At 36.9% G+C, this 14205-nt stretch carries 12 protein-coding genes; 6 read left to right on the forward strand and 6 right to left on the reverse strand.

Going from position 1 to position 14205, the window contains the following annotated elements; translation table 11 throughout:
* Nucleotides 1-48: 48 nt before the first annotated feature.
* Together JIN86_RS20775 and JIN86_RS20780 are read right to left on the reverse strand one after the other, a co-directional pair.
* Nucleotides 49-1743, reverse strand: coding sequence for a methyl-accepting chemotaxis protein (locus JIN86_RS20775; RefSeq protein WP_004225653.1), 1695 nt, complete (start codon nucleotides 1741-1743; stop codon nucleotides 49-51).
* 262 nt (nucleotides 1744-2005) lie between these two features.
* On the reverse strand, nucleotides 2006-3001 hold the full coding sequence (locus tag JIN86_RS20780) for a M23 family metallopeptidase (RefSeq protein ID WP_004225652.1): 996 nt from the start codon (nucleotides 2999-3001) through the stop codon (nucleotides 2006-2008).
* A 212-nt stretch (nucleotides 3002-3213) separates the two neighbouring features.
* On the opposite strand from JIN86_RS20780, the gene JIN86_RS20785 reads away from it, so the two are divergent.
* From JIN86_RS20785 to JIN86_RS20795, 3 genes are all read left to right on the forward strand, one after another.
* Entirely contained in the window at nucleotides 3214-5109 is a 1896-nt protein-coding gene (locus JIN86_RS20785) for a PrkA family serine protein kinase (protein WP_039884612.1), read from the forward strand.
* Between the two features lie 283 nt (nucleotides 5110-5392).
* Nucleotides 5393-6550 carry a sporulation protein YhbH gene (yhbH, locus tag JIN86_RS20790; RefSeq protein WP_048394843.1) on the forward strand — a complete coding sequence of 386 codons (1158 nt, stop codon included), beginning with the start codon at nucleotides 5393-5395 and terminating at the stop codon, nucleotides 6548-6550.
* 44 nt (nucleotides 6551-6594) lie between these two features.
* On the forward strand, nucleotides 6595-7998 hold the full coding sequence (locus tag JIN86_RS20795) for a SpoVR family protein (protein WP_202342766.1): 1404 nt from the start codon (nucleotides 6595-6597) through the stop codon (nucleotides 7996-7998).
* A 199-nt stretch (nucleotides 7999-8197) separates the two neighbouring features.
* On the opposite strand, the gene JIN86_RS20800 is transcribed toward JIN86_RS20795, so the two are convergent.
* Nucleotides 8198-8611: a hypothetical protein gene (locus tag JIN86_RS20800; protein WP_004225645.1), complete on the reverse strand. Its 414-nt coding sequence runs from the start codon at nucleotides 8609-8611 to the stop codon at nucleotides 8198-8200.
* A gap of 196 nt (nucleotides 8612-8807) precedes the next feature.
* On the opposite strand from JIN86_RS20800, the gene JIN86_RS20805 reads away from it, so the two are divergent.
* Entirely contained in the window at nucleotides 8808-9683 is an 876-nt protein-coding gene (locus tag JIN86_RS20805; protein ID WP_004225643.1) for a radical SAM/SPASM domain-containing protein, read from the forward strand.
* Between the two features lie 41 nt (nucleotides 9684-9724).
* Here the strand turns inward: JIN86_RS20805 and JIN86_RS20810 are convergent, their stop codons facing one another.
* Nucleotides 9725-10114: a helix-turn-helix domain-containing protein gene (locus JIN86_RS20810; RefSeq protein ID WP_004225641.1), complete on the reverse strand. Its 390-nt coding sequence runs from the start codon at nucleotides 10112-10114 to the stop codon at nucleotides 9725-9727.
* A 211-nt stretch (nucleotides 10115-10325) separates the two neighbouring features.
* On the opposite strand from JIN86_RS20810, the gene JIN86_RS20815 reads away from it, so the two are divergent.
* On the forward strand, nucleotides 10326-10979 hold the full coding sequence (locus JIN86_RS20815) for a restriction endonuclease subunit S domain-containing protein (protein WP_202342767.1): 654 nt from the start codon (nucleotides 10326-10328) through the stop codon (nucleotides 10977-10979).
* A gap of 44 nt (nucleotides 10980-11023) precedes the next feature.
* Here JIN86_RS20815 and JIN86_RS20820 read toward each other — a convergent pair whose 3' ends face one another.
* Complete coding sequence (locus tag JIN86_RS20820; protein WP_202342768.1) at nucleotides 11024-12697, reverse strand: ribonuclease J; 1674 nt, start codon at nucleotides 12695-12697, stop codon at nucleotides 11024-11026.
* Between the two features lie 172 nt (nucleotides 12698-12869).
* Here JIN86_RS20820 and JIN86_RS20825 point away from each other — a divergent pair, with 172 nt between their 5' ends.
* Entirely contained in the window at nucleotides 12870-13628 is a 759-nt protein-coding gene (locus JIN86_RS20825) for a DUF2935 domain-containing protein (protein WP_202342769.1), read from the forward strand.
* Between the two features lie 39 nt (nucleotides 13629-13667).
* Here the strand turns inward: JIN86_RS20825 and JIN86_RS20830 are convergent, their stop codons facing one another.
* Entirely contained in the window at nucleotides 13668-14162 is a 495-nt protein-coding gene (locus JIN86_RS20830) for a L,D-transpeptidase family protein (RefSeq protein ID WP_202342770.1), read from the reverse strand.
* Nucleotides 14163-14205 lie beyond the last annotated feature (43 nt).

The raw sequence follows: 14205 nt of genomic DNA on the forward strand, positions 1-14205 counted from the left end.
GCTATCTCAAAATAGAAAAATGTGAGATAGCCTTTGTCGTTTAGATGATTAAATTTTAAATTGCTGTAGCTGCGTATTTAACTCCTCGGCCATTCCAGCAAGCTGATTTGCACTTCTAGCGATTTCATCCATTGTAGCGGCGGTTTCCTCAACAGTTGCTGTTGTTTGCTCAACGCCAGCAGCGGATTCCTGTGAAATCGAGGCCATATCATCAATAGAAGCATTAATGGTTTCCGAATTTTGAGCAAGCTGATTTAGATTCGTTGAAATGGTTGAAATATTATCAATCATATCTCCTACAGCATCAGAAATTTTTTCAAATGTTTCATTTGTTTCATCTAGCTGTGTTGTTCCTCTTTTTACTTCCTCATAGCCAGTCTGAAGGGCAGATGTTACATTGCCAGTCTCACCTTGAATACGGTGGACAATTGTTGCAATATCTGTGACAGAGAACTGTACTTGCTCAGCAAGCTTTCGGACTTCATCTGCCACAACAGCAAAGCCCTTGCCATGCTCACCAGCTCGAGCTGCTTCGATTGCTGCATTTAATGCAAGTAAATTTGTTTGGTTTGAAATATCATCGATAACTGACACAAGCTTGGATATTTCAGCAGACTGTTCATTTAAATTTTCCACCTTTTTCACAGAGTCTAATACAATTTCATTTATTGTAGCCATTTGTTGGGTAGATTGAACCATTAAACTTTTCCCTGAAACCGTTAATTTCTGAACATGACTAGAATGTTCGCTTAATTCAATGCCCTCTTGTGTAGTGTCGTGAATGCTACGCTTAAATGCTGTCATTGTTTCTGCCAAATCACCTGTGGTAGATGCCTGTGTTTCTGTACCCGATGCCAGCTCTTGCATCGTTACTGTAATTTGCTCAGTACCTGCTTGTACCTCATTTGATGATTGAGCAAGTTCTTCACTACTAGCTGCTACTGTTTCAGAAACCGTGTAGATAGAATGGATCGTTTGTTTTAATTTTTCGTTCATGTCATTGGCAGCTACCATTAACGTTCCAATTTCATCACGCGTTTTTACAGGTAGAGGCTCTAGTTGTAAATTTCCATCTGCTAATTCTTTCATTCGGTCAGCTACGACTGTAACAGGTTTAGAAATGGTACTGGCTGTGATAATGGCAATTAGAATACCAGCTATCGTTAGAATCAAGCTAAAGGCGATACCAATTGTTCGATTCTCCGAGCTAGTTGATACAACATCGTTACCAACATCTGTAATGGCTTTAGCACGTTCATCTGCCAGTTTTTCGTAACCGTATCGCACTTTCGTTACGAGTTCATGTGTATCCATTAAATTTTCTAAAGCTAATTCTTTATTGCCCTTTTGATAGATATCAAATACCTCTGTATTAACAAGGGTACTCCAATCACGGGCGATTGATACAAGTTGATCGCGTTCATCTGATTTTTCATATTTGTCTAGAATAGCGTTATTTTCCTCAGCCATTTTGCGATACTCATCAAATGATTCTTTGTATTTTTCGTCACCTGTCAACACATAATTTAACGCTGCAGATAGGCGGACACTCATAGAGAGTGCTAAATTTTTACTTGCATTTAGAACAACTAAATCTTCTTTTACTAAATCTTTTGCCTGTTTTTCCATATTTGTATTGGAATTGTAAGTGTAGGTTGTAAAGCTAACTACTAAAACTAACAAAAGAATAAATGCACTTAAAATTCGAGTTTTAAGTGTTTTAAACTTGATAATGCCTTTCATTTTCCCATCCCTTTACTATCTCATTGAGAAATTTTTTCAACACAAGTATTATTTTATAACTAATTATGCGTATTAATAAGCCTTTCGATAGAAATATTTAAAAATAGTTTTTTAGTACAATGATATAATTATTTTCCTTTTATTAATAGTTAAATATATATAGATGTCTAACAACTATTTTAAATATTTATGTATAATTTCCTATGTAGAAAGAAAATGCACCTGAAGCAAAATGCTTCAAGTGCCATAAGTAAAATATTCTTTATTGTTTTTGATTTTTCGCCTTGCGCTCCCACTGTAGAAGGGAAGGATAAGGGTCAAAAGCCCATTCAGTTTTTCCATTAAATTTATAAATACCATAATGAAGATGTGGAGGGAATTTGCCCGATGTACCTTCTTTTCCATATCCAGAGCTTCCAACATAGCCAAGAACAGTACCAGGTTTTACAATTGTACCTACTTCAATTTCCTTATGATAGCTACCGAGGTGGGCATAATAGTGGTAGGAATTATGATTGTCGCGAATACCAATACGCCAGCCACCAAATTGATTCCATCCTTTTACCTCAACAACTCCAAAAGAGGTAGATAATACAGGTGTTCCATAGCTGGCAAAAATATCAGTTCCCTCATGAATACGGCGTCCACCCCAACCGCGATTGGCGCCCCAAGTGCCCCGGTAACTGTAATCAGATCGGATATTTAGCGGGAAGGTATGTGCATCAAGTTCAATGGTTTTAAAATGTCTGTACAATGTGGAGATGGTAAATATCTGATTGACTGCTTCTTCGCTTCCGTAATATTCCCATAAAGCTAATTTAAAATCCTCATCAGTCGTTCCAAATTTCCCTAAATAACTAGCCATCGAAAATATGACATCCTCATCATCCTTTGGACTAGCGATTCCATCATGATTACCATCAAGGCCCATTCCTCCGAAATAGCTAATTGTCTCAGGAGAAGTGTCTTCCTTTACAGGATTTAATGCACCTGACCAGTATTCATCAGAAAATTGGATAGCCAAATAGCCTTCTCGTTTAGGGATGTCTTTACGAACTGATTGTAGGTTTCTCTCATACTGATCGATAGCAGCTAAAAAATGCCATGGAATGAGTAATTCATCGAATTGTACATAATAGGACATACGCTGCTGTAAAATTTCTTCTTCTGTAAGATCCTCCTTAGCAAAAGAGGCAGAAGGGTACAACATAATCCCTAAAAATAAAAATGTGAAAAGAAATATAAAATGGCGATGCAATGATGGACCTCCTTTCTAACGTTAGAATAACCGAAATTTTTATCTTCATTCAGTAAGGTTCTATGTTTGAAAACAGTTGATATATCCGCAATTTTTTTGCCCCAAAAAATAGAAATAATAAGAAGAAACTTCATCAAAGAAAAAGTAATGGTATCATCATGCCATTAACTTCATACTATGTTATAAATCAAGCCCTGAATGGAGGGAAGGCTATTAACATTTTAGATAAAGTGAAAAACTATCGCGAAGAAGAAAACAGGCTGAAGTGGGAAGGGACATTTGCAGATTATTTAAACATCATTAGGGAAAGACCTGAAGTTGCTCAAACAGCCCATTCACGCGTCTACAATATGATAAAAAGTTCTGGTGTAGAGGAACGCGATGGGCAAAAAATGTACAAATTTTTCGGACAAGAAATTTTTGGGCTTGAAACAGCAATTGAAAGACTGGTGGAGGAATATTTCCATCCAGCAGCACGCAGGTTAGATGTTAGAAAACGTATTTTATTATTAATGGGACCAGTTAGTGGTGGTAAATCAACTATTGTTACCTTACTAAAACGCGGATTAGAGCAATATTCGCGAACAGATGAAGGTGCAGTTTATGCAATTAAGGGATGTCCAATGCATGAAGATCCGCTCCATTTAATTCCACATCATTTGCGTAATGAGTTCTTTGAGGAATATGGGATTAGAATTGAAGGAAGTTTATCGCCTTTAAATACAATGCGTCTTGAAAAGGAATACGATGGACGCATTGAAAATGTAATGATTGAACGTATTACTTTTTCAGAAGATAAACGTGTGGGTATAGGGACATTTACACCATCAGACCCTAAATCACAAGATATTGCAGATTTAACTGGAAGTATTGATTTTTCTACAATCGGTGAATTTGGTTCAGAGTCGGATCCTCGAGCTTACCGCTTTGATGGGGAGCTGAATAAGGCCAATAGAGGAATGATGGAATTCCAGGAGATGCTAAAATTAGATGAAAAATTCTTATGGAATTTATTATCGCTAACACAGGAAGGAAATTTCAAAGCAGGAAGATTTGCTTTAATTAGTGCAGATGAGTTAATCGTTGCTCATACAAATGAAACAGAGTATCGTTCATTTATTTCGAACAAAAAGAATGAGGCATTACATTCTCGAATTATCGTTATGCCAATTCCCTACAACCTCAAAGTTAGTCAGGAAGAGCATATTTATGAAAAGATGATAAAAGAGAGCGATATGTCCCATGTCCATATTGCACCGCATGCTTTAAAGGCCGCAGCAATCTTTTCGGTTCTCACTCGTTTGGAAGTTCCGAAAAAACAAGGTGTGGATCTAATTAAAAAAATGCGCTTGTACGACGGAGAAAATGTGGAGGGATTTAATTCCGTTGACTTAGAGGAGCTGAAGAAGGAGTTCCCGAATGAAGGCATGAACGGTATTGATCCACGCTATATTATTAACCGTATTTCTTCTGCTATTATCCGCAAAGAGATACCATCGATAAATGCATTAGACGTTTTACGAGCATTGAAGGATGGGTTAGATCAGCATGCATCTATTTCTCAAGAGGATCGGGAAAAATACATGAATTACATTGCGGTTGCTCGTAGAGAATATGATGAAATTGCTAAAAACGAAGTACAAAAGGCTTTTGTGTACTCCTATGAGGAATCGGCAAAAACATTGATGAACAACTACCTCGATAATGTAGAAGCATTTTGTAATAAAAATAAAATTTATGATCCACTTACTGGGGAAGAAATGAACCCAGATGAAAAATTAATGCGCTCGATTGAGGAGCAAATTGGCATTTCAGAAAATGCTAAAAAGGCATTCCGTGAAGAAATTCTCATTCGAATTTCTGCCTATGCACGAAAAGGTAAACGTTTTGATTATAATTCTCATGAAAGATTGCGAGAAGCCATTCAGAAGAAATTATTTGCAGATTTGAAAGATATCGTGAAAATTACTACTTCTTCTAAAATGCCAGATGAATCGCAACTGAAGAAGATTAATGAGGTTGTGGCAAGGCTTGTTGATGAACATGGCTATAATACAACATCAGCAAATGAGTTGCTACAGTATGTAGGAAGTTTGCTAAATCGATAACGATAACTTGATGTTCATTGTTCCAAGTCAGATAGGAGTGTCCCAATTTTAGGGCACTCCTTTTATTATCAGGAGGAGAGATTTCTGATTTGACGGAATCAACAAAAAAGCTCCAGAGGATGTCCGAGACTTTGAAGAGAAACTTTCGTTCATGGACAAAAAAATCTGGACGCATTGAGGTGTGATTAATAGATATACAATTGATTTTATGAAAAAAGTTCAAAAATTTGGCTCACAAGCATAGTATAGAAAAAGCGAATTTGATAGATGGGTGAGGATAAAAATGACTGAACACGAAAATAAACGCTTTGTCATTTCTCAGGAAAATTGGTCCCTCCATCGTAAAGGGCACCAGGACCAACAACGCCATATGGAAAAAGTGAAAGATGCGATTAAAAATAATTTACCTGATTTAGTTAGCGAAGAAAGTATTGTGATGTCCAATGGTCGCGAGGTTATTAAGATACCAATTCGGTCACTTGATGAATATAAAATACGATATAACTATGATAATTCTAAGCATGTAGGGCAGGGACAAGGGGATAGTAGTGTTGGAGATGTAGTGGCGCGCGATGGCAGTAAGGCCAATCAGGCTCCCGGTAAAGGAAAAGAAGCGGGTGACAAGCCTGGCCAAGATTATTATGAAGCAGAAGTCAGTATTGAGGAAATTCAAAATGTTTTATTTCATGAACTAGAATTACCAAATTTACAGCAGAAAGAAAAGGCAGATATCAAAACAGAAAAAATAGAGTTTAATGATATTCGAAAAAAAGGTCTCATGGGTAATGTCGATAAAAAGCGTACCATTTTAAATGCATTAAAGCGCAATGCGATGCATGGGAAAGCAGAAATAACGCCAATCCACAATGACGATTTACGTTTTAAAACATGGGATGAAGTGGAGAAGCCAGAATCCAAAGCAGTAGTGCTCGCCATGATGGATACAAGTGGCTCAATGGGAGCATTTGAAAAATATTGTGCGAGAAGCTTCTTCTTTTGGATGACGAAGTTTTTACGGTCAAAATATGAAACAGTAGAAATTGAATTTATTGCCCATCATACTGAGGCAAAGGTTGTCACAGAAGAGGAGTTTTTTACTAAGGGCGAAAGTGGTGGCACTATTTGTTCTTCAGCTTATAAAAAGGCATTGGAATTAATTCAGGATAAATATCATCCGTCTCGCTACAATATTTATCCTGTCCATTTTTCAGACGGTGAAAATATATCGATGGACAATGAAAAGTGCCTGAAGCTAGTAGGGGAGTTAATGGACGTATCCAGCATGTTTGGCTATGGTGAGGTGAATCAGCATAACCGATTCTCAACGCTTATGTATACGTATAAAAAAATTGATGATCCTAAATTCAGATACCATATTTTGAGAAAAAAAGGCGATGTCTATGACGCCTTAAAGAGCTTTTTCAAGAAAAGTGAAGAGTAACATGGAAGTATCCTTAGCACCACGTTCAAAGGAGGGGGCGTAAAATGAACACAAAAGAGCTTCATCGAGCAATAGATGAAATTACCGAAATTGCCTCAAGCTTTGGCTTAGATTTTTATCCAATGCGTTACGAAATTTGTCCAGCGGATATTATTTATACATTTGGCGCCTACGGTATGCCCACGCGCTTTTCCCATTGGAGCTTTGGAAAACAATTTCATAAAATGAAGCTTCAATATGATTTAGGACTTAGTCAGATTTATGAGCTTGTCATTAATTCAAATCCTTGCTATGCATTTTTACTCGATACTAATACTTTAACCCAAAATAAATTGATTATTGCCCATGTTCTAGCGCACTGCGATTTCTTCAAAAATAATATACGTTTTTCTAATACAAGAAGAGATATGGTAGAAAGTATGACCGCAACTGCTGAGCGAATAGCTGGCTATGAGAGAGAGTATGGTAAAGATGAGGTGGAGAAGTTTTTAGATGCTGTTTTAGCTATCCAAGAACATATTGATCCATCCATTTTAAGACCGAAGCTATCCTGGAGTGAGGAGGATGAGCTTGAGGAGGAAAAACCACCAACAAAATCACCGTATGATGATTTATGGAGTATAGAAGAAAAAGAAAAAGTTTATAAACCAATCCGACGCAGATTAAAGCAATTTCCTCCTCAGCCAGAAAAGGACCTATTGTTATTCTTAGAGGAGCATAGCCGTGAATTGGAAGACTGGCAACGAGATATATTAACAATGATGCGAGAGGAAATGCTTTATTTTTGGCCTCAATTAGAAACTAAAATAATGAATGAGGGTTGGGCCTCTTTCTGGCATCAACGAATCATGCGGGAGCTAAAGTTAACTACTGCTGAAACTATCGAATATGCCAAATTAAATGCGGGGGTTGTGCAGCCCTCCAAAACATCGATTAATCCATATTATCTTGGGATTAAAATTTTCGAGGATATTGAAAATCGCTATAATAACCCTACTGAGGAAATGAAACGGTTAGGTGTTTTGCCAAATACGGGACGTGAAAAGATTTTTGAGGTAAGAGAAGTAGAATCAGATATTTCCTTTATTCGAAACTATTTAACAAAGGATTTAACGAAGCGTGAAGATTTGTACTTATTCCAAAAGAAAGGGAATGAATATCGTATAACGGATAAGGATCACGAGATGGTTCGCGATCAACTTGTATCCATGCGTGTAAACGGTGGCTTCCCATACATTGTAGTAAAAAATGGTGATTATTTGAGGAATGGCGAGCTATATTTAGTTCATGGCTATGAAGGGATGGAGTTAGATCCACACTATTTAGAAAATGTATTACCTTATATTTACCAGCTATGGGGACGTCCTGTTCATTTAGAAACCTATGTGGATAAAAAGCCGATGCTTTATTCATATGACGGCACAAAAAACTATAAACGCAATGTATAATAAAAAAACTTCTATCTGTTGAGGGTACCATCAAGCAGATAGAAGTTTTTTCATCGTGTTGAAAAACAAAACCATCAATAGTATTTTTGTGAAAGTTCAACAATTGGTTGCAGGCTACTTGTTTTCCAGTGGCAGAGCACAGAGCCTCTTCGTGTCAAATGGCCTTTTTTTACTACTGACATGTTCTTTTGAAACCAATCTACTTATCTTCTTCAGTTAATACATCAGTTTCTTCATTACTTTCACTATGGTTAGAGGATGAATGAATATCACTTTCAATGACAAGACTATCCCGTACTTTAATGCCTTGTTGCCCACCAGCCTCGTCATTATTATTACCAGCAATACCACTTCTTCCATTACCGTCAGCAAATTGCGAATTGACGTTGCGTGTATGACTACCGTTACTAGCATTTTGTCCACCTTGGTTGGCATTTGTGCCTACATCATGATTGATTTGGCCTCCGCCTTCTGCACGTTGCTCAAAGTGAAAATCAGTATTTCCTATATTGAATGTGAAATTTATTGTTATATGATTTTTCCCTTGCTTGTTAGATGATTCCTGCTCAGGTTCGTCAGGTCCATAAAATTTTTTAGAATTAAAACCAGACATCGTTTCTCCTCCCTTCCTTTCCTATTACTATTAGGATATTAGCGCTTCTTGAACCCACCTGTACGTGTAGCCATGTTACCTAGAGAAAAGGTAGGAGTGTCCAGAGGAAAGCTCAACGATTTTTGCTAACTATCCAATAAATTTGTTAAAATGAATGAGATTTGATTATTTAGTGAATGGGAACGGAGAAGCAACATTGAGAACATTTAAAAAGGTTTATATAGAAATTACGAGTGTTTGTAATTTAGCATGCAGTTTTTGTCCACCTACAGCGCGTGCAAAGGGGCTTATAAAAGTCGAACAATTTAATAAAATATTAGATGAAATTCGTCCACATACAAAATATATTTATTTGCATGTGAAAGGAGAGCCTTTACTACATCCAAGAATTGATCAACTATTAGATGCTGCACATGCAAAAGGATTCAAAGTCAATATTACAACGAATGGTACGCTAATCAAAAAAAATCGCGAGAAAATATTAGGAAAGCCAGCGTTACGTCAAATTAATTTCTCGTTGCATAGCTTTGATGGGCATGAAGGCTCCGAAAATCGTGAAAAATATTTAGAGGATATTTTGGATTTTGTGCGAGATTCTAGGGAATTCAATACGATTATTTCCTATCGTTTATGGAATCTACAACAGGATCATGTTTCGGATGTTGCAGCTCGTCGCAACCGCGAGACTTTAGAAATATTAGAAAATGAGTATCATCTTGATTATCGTATAGAAGAAAAAGTAGAACCTGGTAAAGGGGTAAAAATTGCCCCTCATGTGTATTTAAATCAGGATCATGAGTTTAGATGGCCAAGTCTTCTAGAGCCAGAGGATGAAGGCAAGGGTTTTTGTCATGCACTGCGTAGTCAAGCGGCTATATTGGTGGATGGTACCGTTGTACCTTGCTGTTTGGATGGGGAAGGTGTGATTAATTTAGGAAATGTACATGAAAAATCCTTCTCCGACATTGTAGAAGGGGAGCGTGCCAACAAGATTGTTGAAGGCTTCTCAAGAAGAGAAGCTGTGGAAGAATTATGTAGAAAATGCGGCTATCGTCAAAAGTTTGGTATGTAGCTACTAAAAGTTACTTTGAAATAAAAAAGCAGCTCCAATGGTCATTGACCGTTAGAGCTGTTTTTCTTTGATTGAGAATCAATCGTATCTAAAAAATCCTTCGTTATACGAACTACATATTTTACCTCGTCTAAATTTCGTTCTCTTAATAATGAGCGATGAATGTCTAGCATGAGGTTTTTCTCCTCAATATCAGTAACGCCAGATAATTTTTGAAAATTAAATAGCTCCTCAGGGGTAATGTCTAATGCCTTCATGATTGTTTCCAAAGTACTTAAGGTAATATTAGATTGTCCATGCTCAATATTGGAAACTCTTCCTTTACTGAAACCTAACTTCCCTGTTCTTTCAGCCACTTCTTCTTGGCTAAGTCCTTTGGATAATCGAATAATCCGAAGTTGTTCACCTACTAGCTTTAAAAAATCTGACATATGATTCACCTCTATGTTAAAAGCTAGTGAAAAACAATGGAAATGACTATACTATTATAGTGGTATAATAGAGAAAATGTTACATTTAAATGGTACAATATTTAGAGTAATACTTTTATCCATACAAATGATCTAAATAAATAACTAGGTATGCGTTAATGAAGATTGTATTCAGGGTATTAATTGGGACAGAGGATTGGAGGGTTCATACATGGTGAAGCAGTTTTTTTTAGAAGAAATAGCAAAAGTCCAAATTGGTCATTTAATTGCGAACGATCAGTGGTTTAAAAGGGAAGGTACTCCTTTTATCACCAAAGCAACACTATTGAAATTACTGGTAGATGATGATGCTAGTCAAGTGCCAAAGGTTGATCACACGATTGATTCATTAAATTTGTCACTAGTGCCTGCAAAAAGCATTCTACTCAATAAATTAAATTTAAAGGAAACCATTATTTATCAATGTAAAAAAGCTGTATGCATCGGTCATGATATCATTGCCATTATTCCAAATGAATCCATTGTTGTTAGTGACTATTTATTTCACTTTTTTAAATGGTATCAAATAAATAAAGAGAAGCGTCCTATCTTTCGTTTAATAATTGAATTACCTCCTCTTGATATACAGCATAGAGCAGCTCAACTATTAAACGCTATTCAGCATTTATTAATGAATAAAGATTCTTTAGTCACAGCGGTAGAAAAACTTCCACAGTATTTCGATAATGTGTCAAAACAAGTAAATCAGCATGCAAAAAACTTACATCATAGCTTTGACCAGCTCCAATATCTATATGCTGATATGTTACATAAGGTTTATAATGGAGATTTCCTAAATGATTCCTTTCAAAGGTTGAGCAATTAACATAAGTCGGTGCAAATGGATTGGGCAATCCTTGCACCGACTTGTTAAATTTCAATAATAATTGGTAAAATCATGGGCTTACGTTTTGTTTGGGTAAATAAATATTGTCCAACAGCTCTTTTAATTTCTCGGCGAAGAACATGTATTTGCTGTCTGCTCTCTTCTTGAAGCTCATTGACGATTTCTTTGGTAAGCACATTGACTTTAGTTAACAGTGCCTCGAAATCTTTAGCATAAACAAAACCACGTGAAATGGTATCGGGTTCTGAAATAAAAGCACCATCAGCTTTATTGAGTGTCAATACAATAACAAGCATTCCATCTTCTGAAAGTTGCTTGCGATCACGCAGGACAATTCCTTCGACCTCACCAATGCCAATCCCATCTACATAGGTATCCCCAGCAGGAATTTTCCGTGTTTGCCTTGCCTTTGAATTTTCAATATCAACAACATCCCCATTTTTCATAATAAATGTATGCCCCTTTTGAACGCCAATAGATTCTGCTAATAAACGATGTTGATGTAACATACGATACTCACCATGAATAGGTATGAAAAATTTAGGCTTCATAAACGTCAGCATAAGTTTTAAGTCCTCTTGATGACCATGTCCTGATACATGCATACCTGTATGACTGGAAGAACCATAAATAACTTTAGCACCAAGCTGAAACAAATTGTCCACAATACGAGAAACACCCTTTTCATTACCGGGGATTGGTGAAGCGGCAAGAATGACTGTATCGTCTGGTAAAACTTTAATTTCACGATGATTACCATTTGCTATTCTTGCAAGTGCAGCTAGAGGCTCGCCTTGGCTACCTGTGCAGAGGACCACCACCTCTTCTGGAGGGAGGTATTTGACCTCTCGTGCATCAATTAACAGATCTTCTGGTACAAATAAATAACCTCGTTCAATTGCGACATCAACGACATTGACCATGCTACGCCCTACTAAAGCTAGTTTCCTATTGGTTGCAATTGCTGCATGTACAATTTGCTGAATACGATTAACATTTGAAGCAAAGGTAGAGATGATTACTTTTCGTTCAGCATGTAAAAAGGCTTCCTCAATATGATGCCCTACAAGTTGCTCTGAAGGCGTCAAACCTGGTCTTTCCGCATTTGTACTTTCCGAGATAAGAACTAGCACACCATTTGAACCGATTTCAGCCATTTTATGAATATCAGCATATTGGTTGTTAACAGGCGTTAGGTCAAATTTAAAGTCTCCAGTATGGACAACGTTTCCTTCGGGAGTGGCTAAAACAATACCTAAACAATCGGGTATACTATGATTGGTTCTAAAGAAACTAACATCGAATTGTCCTAAATGTAGAGCTGAGTCTGCATGAATTTCAATTAAATCGGTTTCTCGTAAGAGTTTATGTTCCTTAAGCTTTAATTCAATAAGTCCTAGTGTGAATCGGGTAGCATACACAGGGACATTTAATTTTTTTAGTAAGTAAGGAATACCACCAATATGATCTTCATGTCCATGCGTGACAATTAATGCCTTAATTTTCTCCTTATTATCAAGTAAATACGTAATATCTGGAATGATTAAATCAATTCCGAGCAGGGTTTCGTCAGGAAATTTTGCTCCGCAATCAATAATAATTATGTCATCTGCATATCGTACTACATACATATTTTTACCAATTTCATTTATCCCACCAAGGGCGAATATGGATAATAGCTGTTTACTTGTTGACAACGTATTCCCTCCTATAGTCTTAAATATCTAAATGCTTTTGCCATAAGTAGTATAGCTTTTAGCATTTCATCCTATACGAAATTTGCTATACGACTAACTGTAAAATGTAAAGAATAGAATGGAGAGATAACAAGAATATTTCTCTAAAATCAAATTAAAAGGAGGTAAAGCTTTGTCTAGTTTTGTGCAACATGCTATTTTTGAGCATAGATTTTGGCTAGAAATCATGCAAAATCACGCTCAATTTATTCATGACGCCCTCTATCCCTCAGAAAAGGATGATATTCAAAGAGCCCATACGTATATTTATCAATTCTCGCAGCTACTTGCATATGTACCATCGCTCGATGATTCAAATGCTGTATCTTTTTCAGTGTCCGTGGACGACAATGTTGAGCAATTTAAGCAGTTCAAGCTTCATCTACTCAGACATCAACTATTGGGGGATATTGGGATTCATTTAACGCCTACGTTTGTCAACCATATGGTCAATGAATTAGAAGAATACCAAAATGTGCTGAATTACTTGAAAAAAGGAGAAGCACCACCGATTTTTCATGAGCTTCATCATCATTTAGTTTGGCTTTTAGATGCTACTGGACACGCAGGCATTATTAATGATGATTTAGATGGTGTTGAGAAGCGTTTGAAGCAAAAGAGTCATGAGTTTGCTCAACACTTTGAACAATTTTACTTAAAGGCCGTAGAATTAACAGGCTATTTACGTACGAATATGGATTCCTTTCCTGCTTTAAAACGCTTTAATAAAGATGTTGAGCTTGAAATAAAACATTCCTTAAGAGAATTAGAAGAAATGGAGCTAAGTGCAGAAGTGCTAGGTACATTTACAGCTCCGATGGCGGATCATATGTGGCGTGAAGAGCAATACTATTTAACAAAGCTTGCACAGGCTAGAGAACAAGATAATTAAAACAAAAGGCTATCTAAGCTGACTAGATAGCCTTTTTGGTTAGGGGTGAATCACTACCTCTGTACCTATTGGCACAATACTGGCTAGCTCTTCAACATCTCGATTTTGCATGCGGATACACCCATGTGAAACAGCATGCCCAATAGAGCTAGGATCATTTGTGCCATGAATTCCGTAGTGTTCTTTAGAAAGACTCATCCACATCGTACCAAAAGGACCGCCAGGGTTTGGCGCTTTATTGATGATAATAAAACTACCTACTGGTGTTTCGTGAAGCATGCGTCCAACTGCAATTGGGTATTGTTTTTGAAGGATATTGTTTTTATATAAACGGAGCCAGCGATTATTGGTAGATATCTCGATATGGTAAGGAATTGCTTCGGGGTCGGGCAAGCCGGGGATGATAATTTGTTGACCATTGAAAAGATGGTCAGGCTGAATTCCTAGATTAGCAGCGAGAATAGATGACAAAGGTGTACGGTAATCTTGAGAAATTTGAACAAGGGTTTCACCAGCTTTGACTGTATGAATCAATTTTTAGTCCCTCCAATGCAAAGGTTTATTGCTCTACTATATG

Origin of the sequence: Lysinibacillus sp. HST-98, assembly GCF_016757845.1 — a bacterium.
Classification (GTDB): Bacteria; Bacillota; Bacilli; order Bacillales_A; family Planococcaceae; genus Lysinibacillus; species Lysinibacillus capsici.